24 protein-coding genes are annotated in these 25,006 nt (G+C 58.2%); 6 read left to right on the top strand and 18 right to left on the bottom strand.

What is annotated here, in order from left to right; translation table 11 throughout:
* Positions 1-10 precede the first annotated feature (10 nt).
* The 10 genes from bamA to ACQZ6D_RS01800 all read right to left on the bottom strand — a co-directional run bounded on the left by bamA (position 11) and on the right by ACQZ6D_RS01800 (position 9,882).
* A complete protein-coding gene (bamA, locus tag ACQZ6D_RS01845) occupies positions 11-2,335 on the bottom strand; it encodes an outer membrane protein assembly factor BamA (protein ID WP_065704631.1) in 2,325 nt (774 codons plus the stop codon).
* A 199-nt stretch (positions 2,336-2,534) separates the two neighbouring features.
* Positions 2,535-3,656, bottom strand: coding sequence for an RIP metalloprotease RseP (gene rseP / locus ACQZ6D_RS01840; RefSeq protein ID WP_019565535.1), 1,122 nt, complete (start codon positions 3,654-3,656; stop codon positions 2,535-2,537).
* Between the two features lie 49 nt (positions 3,657-3,705).
* Positions 3,706-4,539, bottom strand: a complete 834-nt coding sequence (locus ACQZ6D_RS01835) for a phosphatidate cytidylyltransferase (protein WP_003512845.1) — start codon at positions 4,537-4,539, stop codon at positions 3,706-3,708.
* Complete coding sequence (locus tag ACQZ6D_RS01830) at positions 4,539-5,282, bottom strand: isoprenyl transferase (protein WP_065704633.1); 744 nt, start codon at positions 5,280-5,282, stop codon at positions 4,539-4,541. Before ACQZ6D_RS01830 ends, ACQZ6D_RS01835 begins: the two co-directional genes overlap by 1 nt.
* 64 nt (positions 5,283-5,346) lie before the next feature.
* Positions 5,347-5,904, bottom strand: coding sequence for a ribosome recycling factor (gene frr / locus ACQZ6D_RS01825; RefSeq protein ID WP_003512840.1), 558 nt, complete (start codon positions 5,902-5,904; stop codon positions 5,347-5,349).
* Positions 5,905-5,970: 66 nt separating this feature from the next.
* The gene (gene pyrH, locus ACQZ6D_RS01820; RefSeq protein ID WP_035218853.1) at positions 5,971-6,693 is read right to left on the bottom strand and encodes a UMP kinase; all 723 of its coding nucleotides are present in this window, start codon (positions 6,691-6,693) and stop codon (positions 5,971-5,973) included.
* A gap of 97 nt (positions 6,694-6,790) precedes the next feature.
* The gene (gene tsf / locus ACQZ6D_RS01815; protein WP_003512838.1) at positions 6,791-7,717 is read right to left on the bottom strand and encodes a translation elongation factor Ts; all 927 of its coding nucleotides are present in this window, start codon (positions 7,715-7,717) and stop codon (positions 6,791-6,793) included.
* A 361-nt stretch (positions 7,718-8,078) separates the two neighbouring features.
* Positions 8,079-8,846, bottom strand: coding sequence for a 30S ribosomal protein S2 (gene rpsB / locus ACQZ6D_RS01810; RefSeq protein ID WP_003512836.1), 768 nt, complete (start codon positions 8,844-8,846; stop codon positions 8,079-8,081).
* A gap of 6 nt (positions 8,847-8,852) precedes the next feature.
* Positions 8,853-8,978 (bottom strand): hypothetical protein, encoded by a 126-nt coding sequence (locus ACQZ6D_RS01805; RefSeq protein ID WP_003512833.1) that lies wholly within the window; start codon positions 8,976-8,978, stop codon positions 8,853-8,855.
* A gap of 61 nt (positions 8,979-9,039) precedes the next feature.
* Positions 9,040-9,882 (bottom strand): cell envelope integrity EipB family protein, encoded by an 843-nt coding sequence (locus ACQZ6D_RS01800; protein ID WP_019565533.1) that lies wholly within the window; start codon positions 9,880-9,882, stop codon positions 9,040-9,042.
* Between the two features lie 116 nt (positions 9,883-9,998).
* Between ACQZ6D_RS01800 and ACQZ6D_RS01795 the strand changes: the two genes are divergently transcribed.
* The 4 genes from ACQZ6D_RS01795 to ACQZ6D_RS01780 all read left to right on the top strand — a co-directional run bounded on the left by ACQZ6D_RS01795 (position 9,999) and on the right by ACQZ6D_RS01780 (position 12,960).
* Positions 9,999-10,469: a RidA family protein gene (locus ACQZ6D_RS01795; protein ID WP_003512829.1), complete on the top strand. Its 471-nt coding sequence runs from the start codon at positions 9,999-10,001 to the stop codon at positions 10,467-10,469.
* Positions 10,466-11,206, top strand: a complete 741-nt coding sequence (locus tag ACQZ6D_RS01790) for a glycerophosphodiester phosphodiesterase (RefSeq protein ID WP_019565532.1) — start codon at positions 10,466-10,468, stop codon at positions 11,204-11,206. The genes ACQZ6D_RS01795 and ACQZ6D_RS01790 overlap by 4 nt, the downstream gene beginning before the upstream one ends.
* Complete coding sequence (locus tag ACQZ6D_RS01785; protein WP_065704634.1) at positions 11,203-12,402, top strand: GNAT family N-acetyltransferase; 1,200 nt, start codon at positions 11,203-11,205, stop codon at positions 12,400-12,402. The genes ACQZ6D_RS01790 and ACQZ6D_RS01785 overlap by 4 nt, the downstream gene beginning before the upstream one ends.
* Positions 12,403-12,528: 126 nt before the next feature.
* Positions 12,529-12,960, top strand: coding sequence for an HIT family protein (locus ACQZ6D_RS01780; protein ID WP_019565530.1), 432 nt, complete (start codon positions 12,529-12,531; stop codon positions 12,958-12,960).
* A 176-nt stretch (positions 12,961-13,136) separates the two neighbouring features.
* Here ACQZ6D_RS01780 and ACQZ6D_RS01775 read toward each other — a convergent pair whose 3' ends face one another.
* The gene (locus tag ACQZ6D_RS01775; RefSeq protein ID WP_448729587.1) at positions 13,137-13,988 is read right to left on the bottom strand and encodes an urea carboxylase-associated family protein; all 852 of its coding nucleotides are present in this window, start codon (positions 13,986-13,988) and stop codon (positions 13,137-13,139) included.
* Positions 13,989-14,098: 110 nt separating this feature from the next.
* Here ACQZ6D_RS01775 and ACQZ6D_RS01770 point away from each other — a divergent pair, with 110 nt between their 5' ends.
* Positions 14,099-14,989, top strand: a complete 891-nt coding sequence (locus ACQZ6D_RS01770; protein WP_065704636.1) for a LysR family transcriptional regulator — start codon at positions 14,099-14,101, stop codon at positions 14,987-14,989.
* Here the strand turns inward: ACQZ6D_RS01770 and ACQZ6D_RS01765 are convergent.
* The 7 genes from ACQZ6D_RS01765 to ACQZ6D_RS01735 form a co-directional block, all read right to left on the bottom strand.
* Positions 14,968-15,918, bottom strand: coding sequence for a phosphatase PAP2 family protein (locus tag ACQZ6D_RS01765; protein WP_065704639.1), 951 nt, complete (start codon positions 15,916-15,918; stop codon positions 14,968-14,970). The two genes, ACQZ6D_RS01770 and ACQZ6D_RS01765, sit on opposite strands and share 22 nt — an antisense overlap.
* Before the next feature lie 70 nt (positions 15,919-15,988).
* Complete coding sequence (locus tag ACQZ6D_RS01760; RefSeq protein ID WP_003512818.1) at positions 15,989-16,333, bottom strand: AzlD domain-containing protein; 345 nt, start codon at positions 16,331-16,333, stop codon at positions 15,989-15,991.
* Positions 16,330-17,088, bottom strand: a complete 759-nt coding sequence (locus tag ACQZ6D_RS01755) for an AzlC family ABC transporter permease (RefSeq protein WP_065704642.1) — start codon at positions 17,086-17,088, stop codon at positions 16,330-16,332. Before ACQZ6D_RS01755 ends, ACQZ6D_RS01760 begins: the two co-directional genes overlap by 4 nt.
* Before the next feature lie 158 nt (positions 17,089-17,246).
* Positions 17,247-19,763, bottom strand: coding sequence for an ATP-dependent Clp protease ATP-binding subunit ClpA (clpA, locus tag ACQZ6D_RS01750; RefSeq protein ID WP_065704645.1), 2,517 nt, complete (start codon positions 19,761-19,763; stop codon positions 17,247-17,249).
* A 10-nt stretch (positions 19,764-19,773) separates the two neighbouring features.
* Positions 19,774-20,127, bottom strand: a complete 354-nt coding sequence (gene clpS, locus ACQZ6D_RS01745; RefSeq protein WP_003512812.1) for an ATP-dependent Clp protease adapter ClpS — start codon at positions 20,125-20,127, stop codon at positions 19,774-19,776.
* A gap of 293 nt (positions 20,128-20,420) precedes the next feature.
* Complete coding sequence (gene cckA / locus ACQZ6D_RS01740; protein ID WP_003512808.1) at positions 20,421-23,009, bottom strand: cell cycle histidine kinase CckA; 2,589 nt, start codon at positions 23,007-23,009, stop codon at positions 20,421-20,423.
* Positions 23,010-23,174: 165 nt separating this feature from the next.
* Positions 23,175-23,462: a hypothetical protein gene (locus ACQZ6D_RS01735; protein WP_448729586.1), complete on the bottom strand. Its 288-nt coding sequence runs from the start codon at positions 23,460-23,462 to the stop codon at positions 23,175-23,177.
* 232 nt (positions 23,463-23,694) lie between these two features.
* On the opposite strand from ACQZ6D_RS01735, the gene ACQZ6D_RS01730 reads away from it, so the two are divergent.
* Positions 23,695-24,933: a flagellar biosynthetic protein FliO gene (locus tag ACQZ6D_RS01730; protein WP_448729585.1), complete on the top strand. Its 1,239-nt coding sequence runs from the start codon at positions 23,695-23,697 to the stop codon at positions 24,931-24,933.
* Positions 24,934-25,006 lie beyond the last annotated feature (73 nt).

Here is a 25,006-nt window from a genome sequence, read left to right as displayed (position 1 = left end):
ACTGCCGATATCAGAAAGTGTTGGACATGCCAAACCGGAAACGCTGTTCCTCGTCGTAGTCTTCCTTGGCGATCGGAACCGCATAGTCGACGCGGATCGGGCCGAAGGGCGATGCCCACATCACGCCGATACCGGCGGATGCGCGGATGGAGTTGTCATCCTTCACGCCTGCGCTGTTTGCAACCTTGTTGCCGTACAGCGTACCGGCATCGACGAAACCGGCGAGACGGAGGCCGAAATCTTCCGGAACACCTGGCATCGGAGCCGTGACTTCAGCAGAAGCCGCGAAGTAGGTCGTGCCACCGATGGAGTCGGAACCGATACGCGGGCCAATACCATCGTTCTTGAAGCCACGAACCTGACGACCACCGAACTTGAACTGATCGAACACCAGCAGATTGTCGCCCGTCGGAACGACGTGACCCGCCTGACCGGTGAGCGAGCCGATAACATCGTACTCGTCCGAAAGCGTGTAGTAGAAGCGCGCCTTGGCGTAGATCTTGTAATATTCGGAATCGCCGCCGAGGCCTGCAAATTCGTTCGTCAAGGCAGCCTGCCAGCCTTCGCGCGGCATGTTGCGGTCGTCGAGCGTATTGTAGTTCAGCGTGTTGGAGATGATGGACTGTGTCCAGTCACCGCCACGGATCAGAGCCTTATAGGGCTCGGCAAGATTGCTGCCGGTTTCCCAATCGCCCTCACCGTCGTAGTTGAGCTGCTTGTAGGTGTACTTGAACGTCGTCGAGAGGTTCTCGGTGATCGGCGCAGTCACGCGCAGTGCGAAGCCCTGCTCGTCGTAATCGTAATAGTCTTCGCTGCGGCTCTGGCTCTTGAACAGGTCGAAACCTGCGGCCAGACGGTAACCAAGGAAATACGGCTCGGTGAAGGACAGCGTGTAGCTGCGTGCATCGTCTTCACCCGCACCGGCGGCGAGACGAATGTACTGGCCACGACCGAGGAAGTTCTTCTCTTCGATCGATGCTTCAAGCAGCACACCGTCGTTCTGCGAGTAACCCGCACCGATACCGAACGAACCTGTCGACTGATCTTCAACGTCGACAACGATGACGACGCGATCAGGCGCGCTACCGCCGGCAGTCGAGACATTGACCTTCGAGAAGTAACCGAGCGCTTCAAGACGGCGCTTGGCAGCCGTGATGACCGTCTGGTTGAAAGCATCGCCTTCGGAAATATCGAACTCGCGGCGAATGACGTAGTCACGCGTACGCGTGTTGCCACGGATTTCGATACGCTCGACATAGGCGCGCTCGCCCTGATCGACGATATAGGTCACACCGATGGTGTTACCGGACATATCGCGGTCGCCGCGCGGCGTTACACGGGCGAAAGGATACCCCTCACCGGCAACGCGCTTGGAAATCGCTTCCATGCTCTGCTGGACTTCCTTGGCGCTGTAGCTAGCGCCCTGGCGGGTTTCCACGAGACCCTGAAGCTCGGAGCCGTCAATACCCGGAACAGTCGATTCGACTGCGACGTTGCCGAAGTCGTACTTCTTGCCTTCGTCGACCGTGATGGAGATGGTGTATTCGTTCTTGGACTCATCAAGCACAGCGTCGGACGACACGACCCGGAAGTCGGCATAACCACGGTTGTAGTAGAACTGGCGCAGCGCCTCTTCGTCGGCGCGCAGCTTGTCCTCGTTATAGACGTCCTTGCGTGTCAGGAACGACAGCATGTTGGACTTCTTGGTATTGATGACAGCGGCCAGACGACCGTCGCTATAGGAATTGTTGCCGACAAAATCGATGCGGCCGATCTTCGTGCGCTCGCCTTCGTTAATGACGAAAGCGATGTTCACACGGCCCTGACCAACGGAAACGGTCTGGGTGGTGATTTCGACGTCGCTGCGGCCGATCGCGGAATAGGCTTCCTTGATGCGCGCGATATCGGCAGTAACGATTGCCTGATTGAACGGGCCGAGCGGCTGGGTCTGCACGACGCCAGCGAGCTTGTCGTCCTTGATCTTGCGGTTACCGTTGAAAACCACCTGATTGACGAGCTGGTTTTCGTTGACCGTTACAACCAGCGTGCTGCCGGAAACGCGCATGGAGACATTCGAGAAGTAACCGGTGGCGTAAAGACGCTTCACCGATTCATCGATGTCCGAATTGGAAAAGTTCTTACCCGGCGCAATGGTGATGTTGGAGCGTACGGAGTCCGCACCGGATCTCTCAGCGCCACGAACATCAATCTTGCTGATGACGGCTGCATTCGCAGCACCAGCAGAGGCAAGCACGCCGAGGCCCGCAACCGAAGAAACACCAGCAGACAGCGCAACCGCCGACACCGCGTTCAAAAATCTTGAACCAGCCTTCATTTCAATTCTTACCTTTTTACGTTGTCCCTCAGCGGGCGGAACCCGACTCCGGCCATGTGCGTCGTTTTACCTGCTTTTCCCCTACAAGCAAGTCAGAACGTTAAATTCTGTTTACTTCGTGATCCAGAGTGGCGCATTCGCCACTTCGGGATAAAAACAGGGTAAACAATCGACTAACAAAACCGTTAAAACACTATCCTCAGCCAATCAAGCTGCTGATATCATTCCATGTTGCAAAAACCATAAGACCCAAAATCATTGCCATGCCGATACGGAACGCAACCTCCTGCGCACCGGCACCAAGCGGTCTGCCGCGGATGGCCTCGATTGCATAAAACACCAGATGTCCGCCGTCCAGAACCGGCACAGGCATCAGGTTCAAAAGACCGATCGATACGGAAAGAACCGCTGCAAGCTGGATGACAGCCGAAATACCGAGCGTCGCCATCTGACCGGAAGCCTGTGCTACGCGGACTGGACCGCCCAGTTGATCGGCGTTCATGCGCCCGGTCACGAGGTTACCGATGTAGTTGAAAGTACCGGTGATGACGTGGCCAGTTTCACGCACGCCCTCAAGCAGCGCCTCAGACGGCGAATACTCGATGTGGCGGAAATTGCCGCTGTTCTGGTCGGTGACAATGCCGATGATGCCCATTTCCAGTTTGTTGCCGAACTGGTCCGTGGTTTCGGTGCGGGTCGGAACCATCGGAAGCTTCAGCTCCTCGCCTGCCCTTTCGACGGTCACGGTGATCGGCGTGCCCGGACGGATGCCGACATAACGGCGTACGTCCTCGAACGTCTTGACCTTTTCACCGTCGATCGCAACGAGGCGGTCACCGGGGTGCACGCCGGCGGCCGCAGCCGCGCTGTTTTCACGCACTTCCGCCACGACCGGATCGGCGATCATACGGCCATAGACACCGAACAGGACCGCGAAGATGAGAATGGCGAGAATGAAATTGGCAATAGGTCCGGCGGCAACCGTCGCCGCCCTTTTCCACAGCTTAGCGCCGGAAAGCGTCTGCGCCCTCTCCTCAAGCGACATGTGCGACAGGCCGGAACTATCCGGCTTGCTGGATGCATCCTCGTCGCCGAAGAATTTTACATAGCCGCCGAGCGGTATGGCGGAAATCTTCCACCGCGTGCCGTGCCTGTCGGTAAAGCCAATCAGCTCCGGGCCGAAACCGATGGAAAAGGCCGTGGAGCGAATGCCGCTCCAGCGGCCGACAAGGTAGTGGCCCATTTCATGGACGAAAACGAGCAGGGAAAGTACGAGGACGAAGGGCACGATATAGCCGGTCAGAAAACCGGTCGCCGCCATTACTGTGTTCATGACAATCTGCCCTTTATTTCATGACCTTGCGTGCCGCTTAAAAGCCCGGCAACAGGCCGCCGCCCGATCCGGGCACGTCGCCGGTTGCCGCCGCATGCACGAAAGCAATGAGGAATACCGTAAAGCAGGCGAAAACAAGACCGTCAACCCGGTCCATGAAGCCGCCATGGCCGGGAATGAGATGGCTCGAATCCTTGACCTGAAAACGCCGTTTCACGAAGGATTCGAAGAGATCGCCTATCTGGCTGAACACCGAAAGAATGAGAGCGAGCCCAAGCAGCAGCAGGCTGATCCTGCCGTGATAGGCAAGAGACACCGCGCCGCCGCCGATCAATGCGGCGACCGCTCCGCCGATTGCGCCTGACCAAGTCTTGCCCGGTGAAATCGACGGCGCAAGCTTTGGCCCGCCGATGGCGCGCCCGACGAAATAAGCGAGAATATCCGTTGACCAGACGACAGCGAAAATGAACAGGATGGCGACGAAACCGGTCAGCTCATCGCCGCGAATGGCGGCCAGCGATATGCCGCTCAGACCCGCATAAACGATGCCGCCCACCAGCCACCAGTTTCTGCCACGCAACACGGGAAAAAGTGCCGCCGTCAGCGTGAAGCCGGAGAGTAGAGGCAGATCGAGCGAAGGTTCGCCGAAAATCGTGTTGCCGGCGATGACGGCAACCGCAAACCAGCCCCAGGCATTGCCGGTGGAATTGGTTTCCGACATGCGGGTGATTGTCGCCCATTCATAATAGATGAGGATCGCCAGCAGACCGGCCACGATGCGGAACAGAATGCCGCCATACCAGGTCGCAGCCAAAATGACCGCCGCCATGACGATTGCGGATATGATCCGCAGTCTGAGTTCACGGCTCATCAGGCGCCTGCCACGGCAACCTGCTCGGCCAGAGCGCCAAAACGGCGATCACGCGTTGCATATTGCTCGATTGCGGAAAAAAACCGCTGCCGGTCGAAGTCGGGCCAATATTCGGGAACGAACAGGAACTCGGAATAGGCGGCCTGCCAGAGCAGGAAGTTCGACAGCCGTTCCTCGCCGCTGGTGCGGATGATCAGATCAGGATCCGGTATGCCTGATGTATCAAGTCTTGTCGAAATAATCTCCGGCGTGATCGATTCTGCATCCAGCCGGCCTTCGGCGACATCGCGGGCAATCGCCATTGTCGCGCGGGCAATCTCGTCGCGGCTGCCGTAATTGAAGGCAATCACCAGCGTCAGCCTGGTGTTATCAGCCGTCATATGTTCCGCTTCTTCGAGAAGACTGCGGATATCGTTTTTCAGCCCCTGCCTATCGCCGATGATGCGCACACGCACGTTTTCGCGGTGCAGTTCCGCAAGGTCGCGCCTAATGAAAGCCTTCAAGAGCCCCATCAGGTCGCTGACCTCGGATTCGGGCCTGCGCCAGTTTTCCGACGAGAACGCGAAAAGTGTGAGATAGCGGACACCGCAGTCGCCGGCCGCGCGCACCGTTTCGCGCACAGCCTCGACCCCGCGGCGATGCCCCATCACGCGCGGGAGACCGCGCTGTTTTGCCCACCGCCCATTTCCATCCATGATGATGGCGACGTGCTCGGGTATTGAGGAACGTGTCGTCGTCGGCATATCGATCCAGTAACAGGCAGCGCGGAATTAAAACGAATAAAATACAGGTCTATCGCAAGCGATACTAGACCTGCATGATTTCCTTTTCCTTCTCGCCAAGCAAGCGCTCAATTTCCGAAATCGTGTCGTCGGTGATTTTCTGCACTTTTTCCGACTGTCCACGGCTTTCGTCCTGACCGATATCACCGTCTTTTTCGGCTTTTTTCAGACCATCCATGCCATCGCGACGCACGTGACGAATCGCTACCTTGGACTTCTCGGCGTAGTCATGAGCTACCTTGACGAGCGATTTGCGGCGCTCCTCGTTGAGTTCTGGCAGCGGGATACGCAGGTTCTGACCATCAACGATCGGGTTGAGGCCGAGATTGGATTCGCGGATGGCACGGTCGACGGCGTTCACCATCGACTTGTCCCAGATGTTGACGCCGAGCATGCGCGGCTCCGGAACCGTGATGTTTGCGACCTGGTTTAGCGGAACGCGCGAGCCATAGGCCTCGATGGTCACCGGATCGAGAATGTTGGCCGAAGCGCGGCCAGTGCGCAGCGATGCGATATCGCTTTTGAATGCATTGATGGCACCATCCATGCGGCGCTTGATATCGTTGAGGTCAATACCACTCATCTTGATACTCCATCTCTATCGGCCGTGGCGGCCGGAATACGCCACAGGGGCGACATCGTTTTTTGATTATTTGTCGTGCACGATGGTCTTGCGGCCGCCGCCGGTCAATATCTGCGCGAAACCGCCCTTCTCGTGGATCGAGAAAACAATGATCGGGATGTGATTCTCGCGGGCAAGCGCGACAGCTGCAATATCCATGACCGCCAGTCCCTTGCCTAGCACTTCGCTGTGGGTCAGCTCGTCGAAACGGGTGGCTGCCGGGTCCTTTTTCGGATCGGCGGAATAGATGCCGTCCACCTGGGTGCCCTTGAAGATTGCTTCCGCACCCATTTCCGCGGCGCGCAGCGCTGCAGCGGAATCGGTTGTAAAGAAGGGGTTGCCCGTGCCGCCGGCAAAAATCACCACGCGGCCCTGCGCCAGATGGTGGAGCGCTGCACGCTGCGAGAAGCTCTCACAGATTTCCGGCATCGCGATTGCGGACAGAACGACGGTGTCAATGCTGAGCTTGCGCAGGGAGGTTGCGAGCGCCAGCGCGTTGATGACGGTGGCCAGCATGCCCATATGGTCGCCGGTAACGCGATCACCGCCCTTGGACGCCACGGCAACGCCGCGGAAAATATTGCCACCGCCGACGACAACGCCGACTTCAACGCCCATCGCCCTCGCCTCGGCAATATCGGAGGCGATACGGTCTGCAACCGCCACATCGATACCGAAACCCTGATCGCCCATAAGGGCTTCGCCGGAAGCCTTGAGAAGAACACGTTTGTAGATCGGCTTGGAAGACATCATGACTCCTCGGAAATGTAACCGAAACGCGGATACACGAAGGGCACCGCGTTGTCACGCGATGCCCTCCCGTTTTCCCAAGATTGGGTAAATATAATCAGCCCTTGGCGACTGCGGCGACTTCTGCTGCGAAATCGCTTTCTTCCTTTTCGACGCCTTCGCCGAGCAGCAGGCGAACCATGCCCGTCACTTCGATGGCAGCACCGGCTTCCTTTTCAGCTTCCTTGACGGCAGCGCCGACAGTGATGTCGGGATTGATGACGAAAGCCTGCGACAGAAGAGCGACTTCTTCGAAGAACTTGCGCATACGGCCATCAACCATCTTTTCGATGATGGCTTCCGGCTTGCCGGATTCGCGGGCCTGCTCGATGAAGACGTTGCGTTCGCGCTCGGCCACGGCTGCGTCAACTTCCTCGGCGCGGATGGCGAGCGGGTTGGTTGCAGCGATGTGCATGGCGACCTGGCGGCCGATGGAGCTCAGAACGGCCTTGTCGCCGACCGACTTCAGGGCAACGAGAACGCCAAGCTTGCCGATGCCTTCGCCGGCAGCATTGTGGATGTAGGTCGCGACAACGCCGTGCTCGACTTCGAGTGCTGCCGAACGGCGCAGCGTCATGTTCTCGCCGATGGTGGCGATCGCGTCCTTGATGCTGTCGGAAACGGACTTGCCGGTTGCCGGATAGGTGGCGGCGCTGACGGCTTCAACGGTGCCGTCGGTGGAGAGCGCTACCTGGGCAATGCCGCGAATGAGATCCTGGAACGCGTCGTTGCGAGCAACGAAGTCGGTTTCGGAGTTGAGTTCGACAACAACAGCCTTGTGACCCATGGTGGCGACGCCGATCAGACCTTCGGCAGCCGTACGGCCAGACTTCTTGTCGGCCTTTGCGATGCCCTTGGCGCGCAGCCAGTCGATCGCCGCTTCCATGTCGCCATTGGTTTCAGCAAGAGCCTTCTTGCAGTCCATCATGCCTGCGCCGGATTTCTCGCGCAGTTCCTTCACCATTGCGGCTGTGATTTCGGTCATTGTTTGCCTCTTATCGGTTCGATCGGTCAGCCGGCTGAATTCGCCGTGCCGAAGTTCTGGGTGATGAGTGTACCCGGCCGCACACCCTTTGAAACCGGGACGATTTCGGAAAGGGGCATGCGCATTCCCAAGTGCTGCGGCGTCTCCATACATCGAAACGATGGGTGCCGCTCAAGTGTGACAGCGTTATGAAGGCTGCCACCGGATTTCATCCGCATCAAAACGCCAGAGACTTCACCGAAGCCCCGACGGAGCGGTTTGAAACGAACAAGGCCGTCAACCCATTTAAGGTCTTTGACGGCCTTGTCATATCCTGGTCGAGGAGACGGCGACAAGAAATCGCCGCCAGACAGGGCCTATATCAGGCGCCAGCCTCGTCTTCGAGCGCGGGCTCGATCGGAGCTTCTTCCGAAGCGCCGATGTCACGGCCGGACGAACCCTGCTGACGCAGGATGCCGTCGATGGCGGCGCGGGCGATCAGGTCGCAATAGAGCGAGATGGCGCGCGATGCGTCGTCGTTACCCGGGATCGGATAGTCGATGTGATCCGGATCGCAGTTGGAGTCGATGATCGCAACGACCGGAATGCCAAGACGCTTGGCTTCTTCGATCGCGATCTTTTCCTTGTTGGTGTCGATGATGAACATCAGGTCCGGAACGCCGCCCATATCGCGGATACCGCCGAGAGCCTTTTCAAGCTTTTCGCGTTCGCGCTCGAGGGTCAGACGCTCTTTCTTGGAATAGCCGGTGCCTTCCGAGTTCAGGATCTCGTCAACCTTGCGCAGACGCTGGATCGAGTTGGAGATCGTCTTCCAGTTGGTCATCATGCCGCCGAGCCAGCGGGAGTTGACGTAATACTGGGCCGAACGCTTTGCGCTGTCGGCGATGATTTCAGACGCCTGACGCTTGGTGCCGACGAACAGAACGCGGCCGCCACGAGCAACGGTGTCGGACACGACCTGAAGGGCGCGCGACAGCATCGGAACGGTCTGAGCCAGGTCGATGATGTGGATGTTGTTACGGTCGCCGAAGATGTACGGCTTCATCTTCGGGTTCCAGCGATGCGTCTGGTGACCAAAGTGAACACCAGCTTCCAGAAGCTGACGCATAGAAAAATCGGGCAATGCCATGCCTAGTTACTCCTTTTCCGGTTTAACCCCCGCGAAGCGAACAGCGCCGATTTTCATCGACACCACCGGGCGGAACGGACCGGATTTCTCCCGGAACATCCCAAGCTTCGCGTGTGGAATGGTGAGGCGCATACAGTCGCCTCAGATAAAAAGCAAGCATTTCTGCGAAAAAACCACGCAAACGGTCCGTCTTTTAGCGAACCGGCTTGTTTTCGCAGGTTTCCGGCTTGAGGATATCAAGCTTCGCGAGCTTGCCGGTCAGAACGAAATCGCCGTAATCCATCGTCAGATCGCGGGTGATTCCGTTATCGTAAAGCTTGAACGACATGCGGTAGATCGGCAGGGCGTCGGTGCCGGTCTTGTCGTTGTAATAAGCGATCGTCACCGGCCAGAACGCGGCTTTGCCGAATTCGCCCGCCTTGCCGGCCTCGGCATCGCCGTCCTTCGGCATCTGCGCCTTTCCGACCAGCGTCGAAGTGATCAGGCTTTCATCGCCGTCATCCGAGCCGTCGAAAATACGGGATTCGAAGATGCGCTTTCCCTGCTTGGCGTTTTCAATGACCTGAAACATGTGCTCGGTCGGAAATTCGCTGGCGACGAGATCGATCTGACGGGGGTCCGGGCGGGTCAGATCAACCTTCACACCCTCTTTGTTGTCGATTGCAGCGCCCTGCACTTCCTTGTCCAGCTTGTCGTCGGTGTAGGACTTGGTCTCGAAGGTGAACTTCCTGGCCGCCAGGTCCTCGAAGGTCGTCGTCTGCTGGTCGGTCATGCGGACCGCGTCGCCGGTGTTGATCTGTGTCACGAAACGGAAATCCGTCTTGTAACCCTGACACGCAGAGCCAGTGAATTCATAGACCATTCGGCCCGTCATGCCCTCGATACCGGAACGATCCGTCGCGTCCTTGAGTTCGAGATCGTAGACGGCGCGATGGGCGATGAGGTCCGGAACCGTGACGGGCAAGGCATTGGCACCGTTCGACAGGCCGGTCATGAGCCCTGTGGCGGCAACGAAACCAAGCGTCCTGACAAACATTCAATATCTCCTGTTGGACTCGCTGCTCATATTGTACAAGCAACCGCCCGGCTTTTGGATCAACATCTTCTGAATGCCGGATTCTTGAAGGATTTACAACAAAACCGGAGACGAAAATGTCTGATGTCATCGAAGGCCGCCTCAAGGAACTGGGCTTTACTCTTCCCGTAGCGGCAGCACCTGCCGCAAACTACGTTCCGTTCACCATCAGCGGCAATCTTCTTTATGTATCGGGTCAACTGCCGATGGAATCAGGCAAGATTGCGGTGACGGGCCTCGTTGGCCGCGATGTTGACGTTGCAACCGCCCAGCGCGCCGCCGAATTGTGCGCCGTCAACATTCTCGCACAGGTCAAGGCTGCCTTGAACGGCGACCTCTCGAAAATCCGTCGTATCCTCAAGCTGAACGGCTTCGTTGCCTCGGTTCCGGAGTTCGTTGAACAGCATCTCGTCATTAACGGCGCCTCCAATCTGCTCGCCAACGTTCTGGGTGATGCCGGCAAGCATGCCCGCGCCGCCGTCGGCATGGCCTGCCTGCCCTTCAATGCCGCCGTCGAGATCGACGCGATCGTGGAAATCGACGTATGACCCTTAAACTTTCCTGGCTTACCGCCCAGCCCGTCGCCCATCGCGGTTATCATGACCTGAACAAGGCGGTATGGGAAAACACGCTATCCGCATTTTCGCGCGCCATCGACGCTGGTTTTGCCATCGAATGCGACGTGCAGCTGGCCGCCGATAGCGTGCCTGTGATTTTTCACGACGACGACATGGCCCGGCTGACGGGTATCAAGGGCGACGTGCGAGAACATACCGCCAGTGAATTGTCTCTGCTTTCGGTCGGTCAGACCAAGGACCGCATACCGACGCTGAAACAGCTTCTGACGCTATGCGCCGGCAAGGTGCCGCTGGTGATCGAACTGAAAGGACGCCAGGGCGAAGGCGTCGATGACGGGTTTGCCGAAGCGGTGCTGGAAGATCTCGAGGGCTACAAGGGCCAGGTGGCGCTGATGAGCTTCGACCATCACCTGCTAAGAGACCTGAAGGCTGCAGGCTCGCCCTGGCCGCTCGGCCTTACCGCCGAAGGCGCCAAGCCGGAAGACTTCTTCAAACACGACGAGGCGATGCAGATCGGTGTTGATTTCATCTCCTATCATTGGGGTCATTTGCCCAACAGTTTCATCGAGGCGCAAAGAAAACTTGGGCTTCCCGTGATTACCTGGACTGTCAGGGATGAAAATGCGCGCGAGACTACCTATAAATATGCGGACCAGATGACATTCGAAGGTTTCGACCCGAGAGAGAACCCCTCCGCCACGGCATGACAGAAGACTATTCCATACGCGTTGCGCAATCCCTGAGGGATATTGATCCGGACAGCTGGAAACGGCTTTCCGGAACATCACGCAATGTGTCAGGAAAACCGTACAATCCTTTCATTTCCCACGCATTTCTATCCTCGATGGAAGATTCTGGATCGGCCACTGCCAAGACCGGCTGGCTTGGGCACCATCTGCTTCTCGAAAACGCGTCGGGTGAACTCGTCGGAGCCGTTCCGGCCTATCTGAAGAACCACAGCAAGGGCGAATATGTCTTCGACCATGGCTGGGCGGATGCCTTTGAGCGAGCCGGCGGCCATTATTATCCGAAGCTGCAATGTTCGGTGCCGTTTACGCCGGCGAGCGGGCCGCGGCTGCTGGTATCCGAAACCGAAGACGAGACGCGCTTCAAACCGCTTCTGGCATCCGGCCTTGTCCAGGTGACGGAAAAGATCGGCGTTTCTTCCGCGCATGTCACGTTTCTGGAAGACGCCGACCTATCCGCGCTTCTGCCCCGGGACTTCCTGCACAGGACCGATCAGCAATTCCACTTCATCAATGACGGCTATCGCGATCACGACGATTTTCTCGATGCCCTTTCATCGCGCAAGCGCAAGGGGCTGAAAAAGGAACGTCGGGCAGCGCTGGAAAACGGCATCGAGATCGACTGGTTGACCGGAAGCGACCTGACAGAGGAGATCTGGGACCAGTTCTTCGCCTTCTACATGGATACCGGCAGCCGCAAATGGGGACGGCCCTATCTGACGCGGGAATTCTATTCGCTGATCGGCGAGCGCATGCCTGACGACGTTCTGCTGGTCATGGCCAGACGCGAGGGACGCTATATCGCCGGTGCAATCAATTTCATTGGCTCGGATGCGCTTTACGGCCGACACTGGGGATGTATCGAGGACCATCCCTTCCTGCATTTCGAGGTCTGTTACCATCAGGCGATCGATTTCGCGCTGTCGAAGGGTTTGAAGCGGGTGGAGGCGGGTGCGCAGGGTGAGCACAAGCTGGCGCGCGGTTACGTGCCGGTCACCACCCATTCAGCGCATTTCATCGTTCATCCGGGTCTGCGCCGCGCGATTGCCGATTATCTTCAGCGCGAGCGTGAAGAGGTCGAACATATTGGCGACTATCTGGAAGACCACACGCCCTTCCGCAAGGGTGAGCGACAGGAACACGAGCCGGATGCATAAAGCTGTCGCGATCTTTCAGATTCGCTGCCTACGCTTTATGCCTTTGTTTTGTCGCATGTCGTTATCGCAAAACCGCTACACGCTTTTAGGCGACATGCTTTAGTCCGTTACGAGGAGAGACCACCGATGACCGCCAGCGCCTATGATGACAACAATATCTTCGCGAAAATCCTGCGCGGCGAAATTCCGAGCCACAAGCTCTATGAAGACGAGCATACGCTGGCTTTCATGGATGTGATGCCGCAGGCACCCGGCCATCTTCTGGTCGTTCCGAAAACCGGCTCGCGCAATCTGCTCGATGCCGACCCGCAAGTGCTGGCAAAGACCATTGCCGTGGTGCAGAAACTGGCAGTCGCAGCAAAGGAAGCCTTCGACGCTGATGGCGTCTTTATCGCCCAGTTCAACGAACCGGCAGCCGGCCAGACCGTGTTCCACCTGCATTTCCACGTCATTCCGCGCAAGGAAGGCGAACCGCTGAAGCCACATTCCGGCGCTATGGCCGATGGCGAAGTGCTGAAGGCCCATGCGGAAAAGATAAAGGCAGCGCTTGCCTCGTGATGTTTGCCAAGACGCCCACGCGTTTGGCAGAATGGCGGCATCCGCACACCGTCACCCCGGAGCTTATCCGGGGTGCGGCGCGATCCAGTCCTTGATCGCGCGATATTCCTCTCGGCGCAGACGCGCCTTGGCTGGTTGCCTGATCTAGTCCGGCATGACGACCGTGGTGTTTATTATCATTCCACGGGACGGTAGGCATTCCTCTCCGGCCAGGGCCAGCCTTCAAGCACCGCCATATCCGGCCGGAATATCTCCACCTTCAGGGGATAGCACGGGACCGCGTCGCTCGAATGGCTGGCGCCACAATCGCCGCCGGGGCAAGCGGAGAGCGCGCCGATGAGATCAATTTCCGCGAAGAGTTCCAGATAGTCGCCCGGCCGCACCGGGCTTGCCTTCATGAAATACTGATGCGTATCGCGGGTGAAACCCGTGCACATAAAGACGTTCAGAACATCGTGCACATGCGGTTCCGCCTCGCCGAATGACAGGCCTTTGGCCGCGGCGAGCGCATTGGTGAGGTTCGAATGGCAGCAATGGTGATAGTCGCCGCCGCTCAACAGCTTGTTGGTGTAGGGATCGCACCGGGTGCCGATCACATCATGCACGCCACCGCCATCTTCATCCCAGCCATACCATGACAAAGTATCATGGGTGATGGTCGCCATCGGCCGCAGGGACGGCAGATTGCTCCACAGCCGGTTGCCTACGGAAACATGGGTCGCATGCAGGGCGCGGGTTTTGCCGCTGAAAAAGCGCTCCGTAAGATCATGGGCATTCCAGAGGTTCAAATCCCCCACCTGTGGGCCTTCGGTGCTGACGATGCGGAAAAAGTGTCCCTTCGGAACATTGAAAGTGCCGCCCTCGCGCGGTGGCACGATGACTTCGTCTATCTTCACCATGGCTTTTTTAGCCTGTTCAAGACGCGCAAGGCCCGGTGTCTGAAGTGTGCCGTTCGGATAAACGACGACGGGACGGACGGCGCGGCGCGCGGTGGCATCAATGGGTTCGGCGGCGGACACGGGGGTCATGAAATCCTCGGATGGATGAAAATGTGAAGCGAAATTGCGGTATGAATGGCGTGATGACAAGACGGGTTTTTCTTGCGCTCAGACCAAGTCTGACTTAGCCTCGCAGCATCATGAAACTGCCACCGCTCGCCACCCTCCGCGCGTTTGAAGCTGCGGCCAGAAGGACAAGTTTTTCCCTGGCCGCGCAGGAACTCGGCATGACGGCGACGGCCGTAAGCCAGCATGTGCGCAATCTGGAAACATGGCTCGGCGCGCCGCTTTTCGAGCGCCATGCAAGAGGCGTGAGACTGACGCCGGCGGGTCAGGAATTCGGCATGACGGTTTCGTCCGGCTTGGGGCAGATCGCTTCCGGTGCGGAACGGATCAGCCGGGGCCGAAACCGCATCACCGTTAGTCTGGCCAGCCTGCCTTCAGTGGTTGCGCATTTTCTGACACCCCGCCTGCCCCGTTTCCGCGCGCTCTATCCAGACATACAGGTGTCAATCAGCTATTCCGGCAGGAATGAGACCACGCAGCCCGATCTCAGCATCACCCACGGCCCACGCCCTGCGCAAAAAGCCGTGGCGCTTTTCAGTGCCGAGACGCGCCCGACATGCGCACCCGCTTACGCCACGAAGTCCGGTCCCTTCAACGATGTCTCAAGCCTGCTGCGGGCCGAATTGCTGCATGACGCCACCGAGACGGCATGGCGGGACTGGCTGGCGACTGCTGGCCTATCCCTGTTCCAGGGCACGGGCCCAATCTTTGCGGACTTCAATCTGCTCGTGACCGCTCTCAAGGCGGGACACGGCATCGGCCTTTGCCCAACAGCGCTTCTTCGCGACGAAATCGCCGACGGTCAATTGACCGTGCTTTTCGATCGGGCGGCCGATGCGGACAAATATTACTGGTTGATTGAAGCAGAAGAGATGACCGCATCAGCCCGGCTCCTGTCGGACTGGCTTGTCGATGAGGCGCGCGAGAGCGGAAACCGGGGCGATTACTCCGCCGCGATGACTTGAGTCGAAGCGCGAGCCTTCTCTTCGTTTCTTTCCCTTACCGAAAGCCACTTGAGCAGCCAGGCTGAGGCTGCACAGACGATTGCAAACGCGACGAGACCGCCGAAAACATCAGACAGATGATGACCGCCCTGAACGAGAACGGCGGGCAACATCAAGAGATTGATCGGTAAGATTACCGCCATCACCAACCAGTGACGCGGAACAAACCAGACGGACATCGCCGCCATGAAGGTGTGGAACGATGGGAAACTGATTAAACCTAGAACGTTTCGCGGAGATATATACGCTACTCCCTCCTGACCCAGCCTTATGGTCTCACGACCGTACGCAGGATCAAGTGCGATGGGAATGGTTTCCGAAACCCATTGTGGGAGTTCGTTATATGCTGCGGCTCCGTAGGTTGGAAAAAAAATCCAGAAGATGATGCTCGCAAAGGCCCCAAGCACCCCTGTTACCAGAAACTGGTGCAGCATCCGGTCCTTGCCGGTAAAGCCCAGAATTATGATTATTGCCAAAAGCTGTGGCAACGACGTCGCGTAGACCAAAAACAGGATTTTTCCGATCCATGGGTATGTTGCAGCCCATATGACAATGCCTGTCCAGCTATAACCGAAGGCCGCGTCCACGCGGAAAAGCAAGTGATCGATTGCCGGGAAAGAGACGGGCAGAAACATGTAATTAAAGACGGACGCGACAAGCGTAAACAGAATGAACAGTCCACCAGAAATCAGAGCGGCGGCTATGCGCAGATCGCGGCCGCTTGTGCGATAGAACTGACCGAGGATAAAAATGCCGGCACCCGCGAGTCCGCATAAAAAATATCCGGCGTAATCGACATGAATATCTTTGGCAAAGATCAATACTGTATCTGTTAAGAACAAGATGGCGACAAAGCCAAGTACAAAACGTTCTGCCGCAAATAGTCGCATTGAATTGACGCCCCGGTTCAAGCCAGCAGTAAACTAGAGTAGAGCGCTTAATATTCGGATAAGACGAGTACTAAAAGCCAAGCACAAATAACCCGGCTGCCAAAAGTGCGATAGGCACGGCTACGCCGACAATGACGCGTTGGCCGGCCGCCAGGAACGCTGTGAAACCGAGTGCTGCCGCGCCGATGCGTAGCCATAGCGGTGAAGCTTCAAGCGTTCCGGTTGGAAAGACGATCAGCTTGGCGGTGACGGCCATCACGAGCGCGGTGGCGACTGCCCTCACCCAGTATAGCGCCTCGGAATCCTCCTTCAGCCGGTTGCCGGCGAGCACGCCGAGCCAGCGCCAGAGATCGGTCGCCAGCCAGCCGGCAATGGCGATGAAGAGGTAGGGCGCCCACCACTGTTCGGTCATCATGGTTCGCTCTCCGGTGAGACGGGAATGATCTTTCGACGAAAGACGAAACGGTCGATCAGATAAGCCACCGTCCCGCCACCGATCCCGGCATAGAGAATGTCGAATTCCGGCGCGATTACCGCAAAGACCGGCCCCGCGATCACACCGATGATGAAGGCGACCTTGACGACGGAATGGCGGGCGGTCGCCCAGATCGACGCTATGAAATAGACAGGCGTCAGAAAAAACAGCACGCCTGCGACAAGGGGTGGAAAAGCCGCGACGACGCCGTAACAAAGGCCGACAATGATAGCGTTGACGACGGTAAGGGTAATGCCGAAACCGGCAAACCACGCAGCCCGTGCTTCGCGCGGTATTTTGGAAAGGTTTTGCGTGGCGAAGACCCAGGCGGTGATCGCCACGAAGTGGGAGAGGAACAACAAAATCCATGTCGGCGTTTTTGCGCCACGCATCTCCGGAACGATGGAGGCAACCATGGGCATCATTCGCACCGATGACAGCGTCACCGCCAGAAAACACGCGGCAAGATTGGCGCCGCCGACCATCGAGCCGATCAGGATCATCTTGGCCGGCAAAGCCCAGATAACCAGCGTCATAAACACCGCTTCCCCACGTTGAACGCCCGATTCCAGCGCGAAGGCGCTGAAACCGACGAAGGATGTCATGAGAATAAGCGAGGGCAGCGAGAATATGCCCCGCATTCCCCTCAAAAACCAGCCGCGCAGGGGGATGGTATCGCTGTCTGCTGATCGCATTGCTGGTCCACTAATGCATGTCGTCCGAAAGTGCGCAGCGGTTTCGGAATGACGAGAAAAATAAAGCGCGTTTCACGAATCCGGTAAAATGCGAGGCACTTCAGGCATGAAAATGCCGGGCTTTCGCCCGGCACCGTTTGTCGGTCGGAAGACCGTTATCATTTCTTCTTCGGCACCTTCGGCACCGTATTCGCCTTGCGGCGCGGCTTGCTATCCTCGTCGGGCTTGCTCGCCTCGGCAACCAGAACATCCGCTTCCTCATTGGCAATCGCTGCCTTCGAGGCGGGCTTCGCCTTGGTCTTAGACGCCTTGCCCGGAGACTTGGCAGCATTGAGCTCTGCTTCCGGCTTCGGCTTTACCGGCGCTGTTTCCGGCAGAACCTCGAGCTTGAGGCCGTCGGAACCATCGTCCTTCTTGCCGACGGTGACGCTGACGACACCGCCCTTCTTGAGCTTGCCAAAGAGGATTTCGTTGGCGAGCGGCTTCTTGATGTGCTCCTGGATCACGCGCGACAGCGGGCGAGCGCCCATCTTTTCGTCGTAACCCTTTTCCGCCAGCCAGGAGATCGCGTCTTCGTGCAGATCGAAGGTGACATTCCGCTCGGAGAGCTGGGTCTCGAGCTGCATGACGAACTTCTGTACCACCTTGTGGATAACGGCAGTCGGCAGCGGCGAGAACGGAATGATCGCATCCAGACGGTTGCGGAATTCCGGTGTGAACAGGCGATTGATCGCCTCTTCATCCTCGCCCGTGCGTCGCGAAGAACCGAAACCGATGGCCGATTTCGCCATTTCGGAAGCACCCGCATTGGTCGTCATGATGAGAATGACGTTGCGGAAGTCGATCTTCTTGCCGTTATGGTCGGTCAGCGAGCCATGGTCCATCACCTGCAACAGGATGTTGTAGATGTCCGGATGGGCCTTCTCGATCTCGTCCAGCAACACCACGGAATGCGGATGCTGATCGACGCCATCGGTCAAGAGACCGCCCTGATCGAAGCCGACATAACCGGGAGGTGCACCGAGCAGACGCGAAACGGTATGGCGCTCCATATATTCCGACATGTCGAACCGCAGCATCTCGACACCGAGTGAGGCGGCGAGCTGCTTGGCCACTTCGGTCTTGCCCACGCCTGTCGGGCCGGAGAAGACATATGAGCCGATCGGCTTGTTCGGTTCGCGCAGACCGGCGCGTGCCAGCTTGATGGCGGTGGCCAGCGCCTCGATGGCGATGTCCTGACCATAAACGACCGAGCGCAGTTCCTTTTCGAGGTTGGCGAGAACCATCTCGTCATCCTTGGAAACGGTCTTCGGGGGAATGCGGGCCATCGTCGCGATGGTTGCTTCGATTTCCCGTTCCGTGATCAGCTTGCGGCGCTTGGACGCCGGCAGCAACATCTGCGCCGCACCGGTCTCGTCGATTACGTCGATCGCCTTGTCCGGCAGCTTACGGTCGGAAATGTAGCGGGCCGACAATTCGACCGCAGCCTTGATCGCTTCGTTGGAATATCTGAGGTGATGATAATCCTCGAAGTAAGGCTTCAGGCCTTTCATGATCGCGATAGCATCATCGATCGACGGCTCGTTGACGTCGATTTTCTGGAAGCGACGCACCAGCGCGCGGTCCTTCTCGAAGAACTGGCGATATTCCTTGTAGGTGGTTGAACCGATGCAGCGGATCGCGCCTGACGACAGCGCCGGCTTCAACAGGTTCGATGCATCCATTGCGCCGCCAGACGTCGCACCCGCACCGATGACGGTGTGGATTTCGTCGATAAACAGGACTGCGCCGGGATATTCCTCGAGCTCCTTGACGACCTGCTTCAGGCGTTCCTCAAAATCACCACGATAGCGGGTTCCGGCCAGAAGCGTGCCCATGTCGAGCGAGAAGATCGTGTCATTGGCCAGCGCTTCAGGCACCTTGCCTTCAACGATACGCTTGGCCAAACCTTCGGCGATCGCCGTCTTGCCCACGCCCGGATCGCCCACATACAGCGGGTTGTTCTTGGAGCGGCGGCAGAGGATCTGGATGGTGCGGTTGACTTCCTCATGACGGCCGATCAACGGGTCGATCTTGCCGTTTTTCGCCTTTTCATTGAGGTTGACGCAATAGGCCTTCAGCGCATCCTGCTGTTTCTTGGCGGATGAGCCTTCTTCCTCGGGATTGCTGCGTGCAGCCTTGGGGTCTGCTTCCGGCTCGTCTGCGCCACGCGGAGCGCGGGTCTGCGACGTGCCCGGACGCTTGCCGATGCCGTGGGAGATATAATTGACCGCATCGTAACGGGTCATTTCCTGCTCCTGCAGGAAATAGGCAGCGTGGCTTTCGCGCTCGGCGAAAATGGCCACAAGCACGTTCGCTCCGGTCACTTCCTCGCGGCCGGACGACTGAACATGAATGACAGCCCGCTGGATAACCCGCTGGAAGCCGGATGTGGGCTTGGAATCCTCGTCATAACCGGTCACGAGGTTGGTCAGTTCGTTGTCGACGTAATCGCTGACAGTCTTGCGAAGCGCATCGAGATCGACATTACAGGCGCCCATCACGGCAGCGGCATCCGCGTCGTCGATCAGCGCCAGAAGGAGATGTTCCAGCGTCGCATATTCGTGGTGACGCTCATTTGCAAAGGTCAGTGCCTGGTGCAGCGCCTTCTCGAGACTTGGGGAAAAAGTTGGCACGTTGCGATCCTCATTTCTTTTCCATGACGCATTGCAGCGGATGCTGGTGCTGTCGGGCGAAATCCATGACCTGGCTTACTTTCGTCTCTGCGACCTCATATGTAAACACCCCACATTCTCCTACGCCGTGCTGGTGCACGTGCAGCATGATGCGGGTCGCCGCTTCGCGATCCTTCTGGAAAAAACGCTCCAGAATATGAATGACGAACTCCATTGGAGTGTAATCGTCATTCAGTAAAAGAACACGGTACAAATTCGGTCTTTTCGTCTTTGGCTTGACGCGGGTTATAACGGACGTTCCGCGGTTCGTACCGCCGTCTTCCCCGTCGCCCTCGCCCTGCATGTAGATCGGCTCAGCGATCATCTTTCATCATTCTCCAAACCGTTCTCAAACCGGCAGTCATCACCAGGAGGGAGAACTTCGCCTCTACATATCTAGGTCGTTAAGATCGGATTTTAAGCCCCCTGTGAAACGGTGCAATCACTATTGCGTTTGCGAAGAGGCAAACCTTGGGAAAAACAGGGGGCTTGCGATAGCACTGCGGGAAAGCGCGGTGCTATCCGCCTTTCCTGACGTGGTTTGAGCCTTGACGCGAAGCGCCTGCAAGGGAATCGCGAGCAACAGCGGACCTAATCTCACGCCCGCGCCATCCGCCGTCATTCCTTGTTGTCGAGCATTTCGCGAACGGCGATCGCCAACTGTTTCAGCGAGAAGGGTTTTGGCAGGAAGCCGAACTTGGCATCCGCCGGAAGGTTTTTCGCAAACGCGTCCTCGGCATAACCAGAAACGAAGATGAATTTCAGGTCGGGATAGGATTTGCGCAATTCCCTCAGGAGTGAAGGACCGTCCATCTCGGGCATAACGACGTCCGACACGACGATATCGACCTTGCCTTCCAGCTCTTCCATCACCTCCAGCGCCTCGACACCCGAACCCGCCTCATGAACGGTGTAACCACGGGTTTCCAGCATGCGTTTGCCGCCGCGCCGCACTGCTTCCTCGTCCTCCACCAGAAGGACGACGGCGGAGTTGCCGGTCAGATCCAGCGGCTCTTCCTTCACCGGTTCGGGCAGAGCCACAGGGGCGAGTGCCGCTTCACCGGGCTGCTGGCCCGGAACGTGCACCACTTCCACCACGTGGCGCGGCAAATAGATGCGGAACGCAGTGCCTTTGCCCACTTCCGATTCGGGATAGATGTAACCGCCGGACTGCTTCACGATGCCATAGACCATCGACAGGCCGAGACCGGTGCCCTTGCCGACATCCTTGGTGGTGAAGAAAGGCTCGAAGATCTTGTCCATGATCTCCGGGGGAATGCCGGTTCCGTTATCGGCGACCTCCACCATAACCATGTCTTCCGCCGGGACTTCCGGCCGACCGAGCGCTGCGGCTTCATCCGCATCCACATTGCGCGTGCGGATGGTGATCTTGCCGCCATCGGGCATGGCATCGCGCGCGTTGACGCAAAGATTGATCAGCACCTGCTCAAATTGCGACAGGTCGGTCTTCACCGGCCAGAGATCGCGGCCGTAATCCACTTCCAACTTGACATTGGTGCCGGAAATCAACCGGTCTACCAGCATGCGCAGGTCGCCGATAACGTCGGTCAGGTTGAGGATCGCCGGGCGCATCGTCTGTTTGCGCGAGAAAGCGAGAAGCTGTCGCACCAGCACCGCCGCGCGGTTGGCGTTGCGCTTGATCTCCATCAGGTCGGCGAAGCTCGGGTCTGCGGGCCGGGCCTGCAACAGCAGATGGTCTGATGACAACAGGATCGCAGTCAGCACATTGTTGAAATCGTGGGCGATGCCGCCTGCCAGCGTGCCGACGGCGTTCATCTTCTGCGTCTGCGCCATCTGGGTTTCGAGCGCCTTCTGCTCCGTCACCTCGATCGCATAAACGATTGCAACCTCTTCGGGCGCCTCGTCGTCCTGATCGATGACGGCATTGACGTAGAAACGGAAATGGCGGCCCTCGTCGCTCGGATGGCGGGAATCGAACGGGGCGATATCGCCCTGCCGGTCTTTCGCCTCGGCCAGCGCCTGCTCAAGCCTGGGTTTCTCATTGTCGTGGATGATGGCTTCGAGGGCAACGCCGCGATCGATATCGTCACGCCCGACGACGCCGGAGAACAGCTTGAGGAATGGCGCGTTGATACGAAGAATGCGGCCTTCGCCGTCGAGCGAGGCAATGGCCATCGGCGTATTGTTGAAGAAACGCGTGAAGCGCATGGCGGACGAGGATTCCGTATCCTCCTGCCCTTTCGGACGCATCAGAACAATTGTCCGGCTTTCGCCGGGCGCGCCGTCCTTCGAGGTAACCTGATGCACGAGGCGGGCCGGCATGCTCTGGCCGTTGACCCGGCGCATGTCGAGATCGAGAATCTCGGTGCGCTTGGCTGAACCCTGCGGATGGACGGATTCGATCAGCGCCATACCCTCGCCGGCGACGATGTCCGACACAGTCATCGAACCGGGCGAAAATTGCGCGAGATCGATGCCGAGCCATTCGGACAGGGTGGCGTTCAGATAAACGATCTCACCCTTGCGACCTGCGGAAAAGAAACCGGCCGGCGCATGGTCGAGATAATCGATGGCGTTCTGCAATTCGCGGAAGAAGCGTTCCTGATCTTCCCGCTCAGGCGTGATGTCGGCGATCTGGAAGACGTGCAGCGCCTCGCCGCCCGCATCCTTCAGCACCCGACCTTTCAGCCGGTACCAGTGCGGCCCGCCGGAAGTGGCCTCCCCGAGCGGCTTGAGCAGACGGAACTCCTCGTAACCGTCACGCCCCTCCCGCAAAACATTGATGAGGCGATAGAGCGCCTCGGTCGATTCCCGGCTGCGCGAGAGCAGCGTCTCCAGGCTCTGGATATCGCTCGCCTTCGTGGTGCCGCTCATCCGGCAATAGGTGGCGTTGGCGTAGACCATATGCCCCTTGGCATCGGTAATCAGTGTGCCGTCCGGGTGTGCCGACAGGAAACGGCGGGCCAGCCCGTCCGATTGCGACTGCGGCATGACCTCGATGAAACCGATGATCGACGACACCAGAAAAAAGATACCCATCATCGCCAGCACGCCGAGAATGCCGAGCACGATTTCGTTTTCCAGCGAATCCTTGAAATAGACGAAAGCAGCAGCGGCAGCGATGAGCACCAGCGCCAGCAGCAGAATCCGCAAAACCGTGCCGGAACGGGCACGCCTGTCCACCAGCGGAAGGTCGTTGTCGCTTGTCTCGCGCACCCGTGTCATCTTGGCCTCGCAGTCCTGCAGGTCGTCATTCGGTCAGCCCTATTTCCTCAACGGAATCGGGCAGTAGAATTTCTTGTAGCAACTCGCTTGACCGTCAAAAAGCTCCGCTGCACCACAAAGGCTTAAAATCGCACAGAGAAACGGCCCTAAAGAGGCGCAAATGCCTCAGAAGTCTATTTTGCGGCTGCAGGTCAGCGCTTTAACCTGGCATTGAATGCGCGGCGCGGAGCAGACGATATTGCCATCCGCAACCGTGCAAACCGAGCATCCATCCGTGAAATCGATACAGGATGGATTGTCTCTTACGAACTCAATCATGTTCGCAGGATTTTCGGACGCCTTGTCATCCGCCGTCGCGGCCTGAGCGGGAAAAACAAATCCCGGCAATCCAAATAAAACACCAAAAATGAAAACTCTTACCGGAAACCCGTCAACCAGCAATTTCGCAAGCATTTACAATCGCTCCTTCGAAGAGAGAATTGCAACCTTCATTGCTCCCCGGCATTGAAGGGAAAGATATGGCGCTTTGGAGGCGCACGGCCGGCTGACGAGACGATCCTATGAAGCGATCCTGGGGACGAAATGAATAAACCTTGTATCACGCTTTAAAAAATCGTCTTTTCCTGCTTGACGTTCACATTATAAGAACCACGGCAATATTAATTGCACGAAAAAATCTGAAGGGATGATCTCCATGATGGAAGATTTTATCGGCACCTATGGAAACAATCTCATCGTCGCCGTCGTCGGTGTCGGTCTCGCCCTGCTTGTTCTGGCAATTGTTCTCTGGATACTGCGCAGGCGCGGCGGGGCGGCCCCGTTTATCCGTGGCGGTCGCAACCGGCAGCCGCGCTTGCAGGTTCTCGATGCGACGGCGGTGGACGCCCGGCGCCGTCTGGTGCTGGTGCGCCGCGACAATGTCGAGCATCTTGTCATGATTGGAGGTCCAACCGATATCGTCATCGAGAGTGGTATCGGCGCGATCCCAATCGTCAGGGAAGTGCGCGAACCGCAGGAAGCGGAACTCAAGGCGCTGCCGCGTCAGGACAGCGAACCTAAAAGGGCTGAACCGCCGATCCCTCGCGAAAGCCGCCCAGCTTTGCCACAGCAGCCAATCGCAGCGGCATCTCCAGCCTCCTTGCCGGAAGAACCCGTAAAGCAGCCGCAGCGGCCGGAACCGCCTGCCCCGGCTGCTCGTGCAGCACCCACCCCTGCATCGGCCGCATCGCTGCCACCACGTCCGTCTACGCCGCCGCAACCCGTATCCACGCCCACGACGGCACGCGAGCCCGTTGCACCGATAAGACCAGCCGCTCCGGAAAGGGATATTACCCGTCCTGCGCCACCACCGGCATCGGTCATTGCGGCACCGGCCGCCGCTGTTCTGCCTCTCGCCGCCGCATCACTCGACATGCCCGCCGAGCGACCGGAACAGCGTCGCCCTGATCCCTTCGCGCCGGCTCCTCTACCCTCGGCGCCGCCCGCACCGCCTGTCCAGGCAACGGTTCCTGAAGAACGGCCGACGGTCGTTGCGCCGCCGGTTTTTGCCGCGCGCGAACCGGTCATCGACCAAACGAATGCCGCAGATTTTCTGGATGCCGCGCGCGAGCGCGTTCTACCCGGCCTGAAACCAGGGCAAGATGCGCCTGCGCCCTTTGCGCCAAAGCCCGAAAATCCGCCCGTCGTCTCCGCTAATGCCGAGCCGAAATTTTCCGATGACCTTGCCAGCGATTTCGAAAGCTTTCTTGAGGCGGAGATCGCCAAGAGCAAGGATGCGGATAGCGAACAGGCAGTCGCCGCTGCTGCGGAAAAGCCAAAAACCGAACCCGTCTCGCCGCCTGTTACCGGTGCAACGCCGGATGGCGACATGCAGAAGGAAATGGCGCGTATTTTCGGCGAACTTTCCGTTACCCGCGACCGCTGACAGGTTCACATCTGTCGGCAGACAGACATTCAAAACAAAAAAAGGGCGCGGAAACAAATCCGTGCCCTTTGTC

Source organism: Agrobacterium sp. 22-3639C2 (genome assembly GCF_053522105.1).
The sequence above is the reverse complement of the archived record's forward strand: the minus strand, read 5'-3'. Positions and strand labels throughout refer to the sequence as shown.

Excerpts from the sequence above, each read along its gene's own strand:
- ACQZ6D_RS01730 (WP_448729585.1), top strand. The coding sequence starts at position 23,695 with ATGATCTCCATGATGGAAGATTTTATCGGCACCTATGGAAACAATCTC.
- frr (WP_003512840.1), bottom strand. The coding sequence starts at position 5,904 with ATGAGTGGTATTGACCTCAACGATATCAAGCGCCGCATGGATGGTGCC.
- ACQZ6D_RS01805 (WP_003512833.1), bottom strand. The coding sequence starts at position 8,978 with ATGCGCCTCACCATTCCACACGCGAAGCTTGGGATGTTCCGGGAGAAA.
- pyrH (WP_035218853.1), bottom strand. The coding sequence starts at position 6,693 with ATGTCTTCCAAGCCGATCTACAAACGTGTTCTTCTCAAGGCTTCCGGC.
- ACQZ6D_RS01765 (WP_065704639.1), bottom strand. The coding sequence starts at position 15,918 with ATGCGACTATTTGCGGCAGAACGTTTTGTACTTGGCTTTGTCGCCATC.
- ACQZ6D_RS01830 (WP_065704633.1), bottom strand. The coding sequence starts at position 5,282 with ATGCCGACGACGACACGTTCCTCAATACCCGAGCACGTCGCCATCATC.
- ACQZ6D_RS01835 (WP_003512845.1), bottom strand. The coding sequence starts at position 4,539 with ATGAGCCGTGAACTCAGACTGCGGATCATATCCGCAATCGTCATGGCG.
- bamA (WP_065704631.1), bottom strand. The coding sequence starts at position 2,335 with ATGAAGGCTGGTTCAAGATTTTTGAACGCGGTGTCGGCGGTTGCGCTG.
- ACQZ6D_RS01770 (WP_065704636.1), top strand. The coding sequence starts at position 14,099 with ATGAAACTGCCACCGCTCGCCACCCTCCGCGCGTTTGAAGCTGCGGCC.
- ACQZ6D_RS01800 (WP_019565533.1), bottom strand. The coding sequence starts at position 9,882 with ATGTTTGTCAGGACGCTTGGTTTCGTTGCCGCCACAGGGCTCATGACC.
- ACQZ6D_RS01775 (WP_448729587.1), bottom strand. The coding sequence starts at position 13,988 with ATGACCCCCGTGTCCGCCGCCGAACCCATTGATGCCACCGCGCGCCGC.
- ACQZ6D_RS01760 (WP_003512818.1), bottom strand. The coding sequence starts at position 16,333 with ATGATGACCGAACAGTGGTGGGCGCCCTACCTCTTCATCGCCATTGCC.
- rseP (WP_019565535.1), bottom strand. The coding sequence starts at position 3,656 with ATGGCGGCGACCGGTTTTCTGACCGGCTATATCGTGCCCTTCGTCCTC.
- ACQZ6D_RS01785 (WP_065704634.1), top strand. The coding sequence starts at position 11,203 with ATGACAGAAGACTATTCCATACGCGTTGCGCAATCCCTGAGGGATATT.
- ACQZ6D_RS01780 (WP_019565530.1), top strand. The coding sequence starts at position 12,529 with ATGACCGCCAGCGCCTATGATGACAACAATATCTTCGCGAAAATCCTG.
- ACQZ6D_RS01735 (WP_448729586.1), bottom strand. The coding sequence starts at position 23,462 with ATGCTTGCGAAATTGCTGGTTGACGGGTTTCCGGTAAGAGTTTTCATT.
- ACQZ6D_RS01795 (WP_003512829.1), top strand. The coding sequence starts at position 9,999 with ATGTCTGATGTCATCGAAGGCCGCCTCAAGGAACTGGGCTTTACTCTT.
- clpS (WP_003512812.1), bottom strand. The coding sequence starts at position 20,127 with ATGATCGCTGAGCCGATCTACATGCAGGGCGAGGGCGACGGGGAAGAC.
- ACQZ6D_RS01790 (WP_019565532.1), top strand. The coding sequence starts at position 10,466 with ATGACCCTTAAACTTTCCTGGCTTACCGCCCAGCCCGTCGCCCATCGC.
- tsf (WP_003512838.1), bottom strand. The coding sequence starts at position 7,717 with ATGACCGAAATCACAGCCGCAATGGTGAAGGAACTGCGCGAGAAATCC.
- cckA (WP_003512808.1), bottom strand. The coding sequence starts at position 23,009 with ATGACACGGGTGCGCGAGACAAGCGACAACGACCTTCCGCTGGTGGAC.
- ACQZ6D_RS01755 (WP_065704642.1), bottom strand. The coding sequence starts at position 17,088 with ATGCGATCAGCAGACAGCGATACCATCCCCCTGCGCGGCTGGTTTTTG.
- rpsB (WP_003512836.1), bottom strand. The coding sequence starts at position 8,846 with ATGGCATTGCCCGATTTTTCTATGCGTCAGCTTCTGGAAGCTGGTGTT.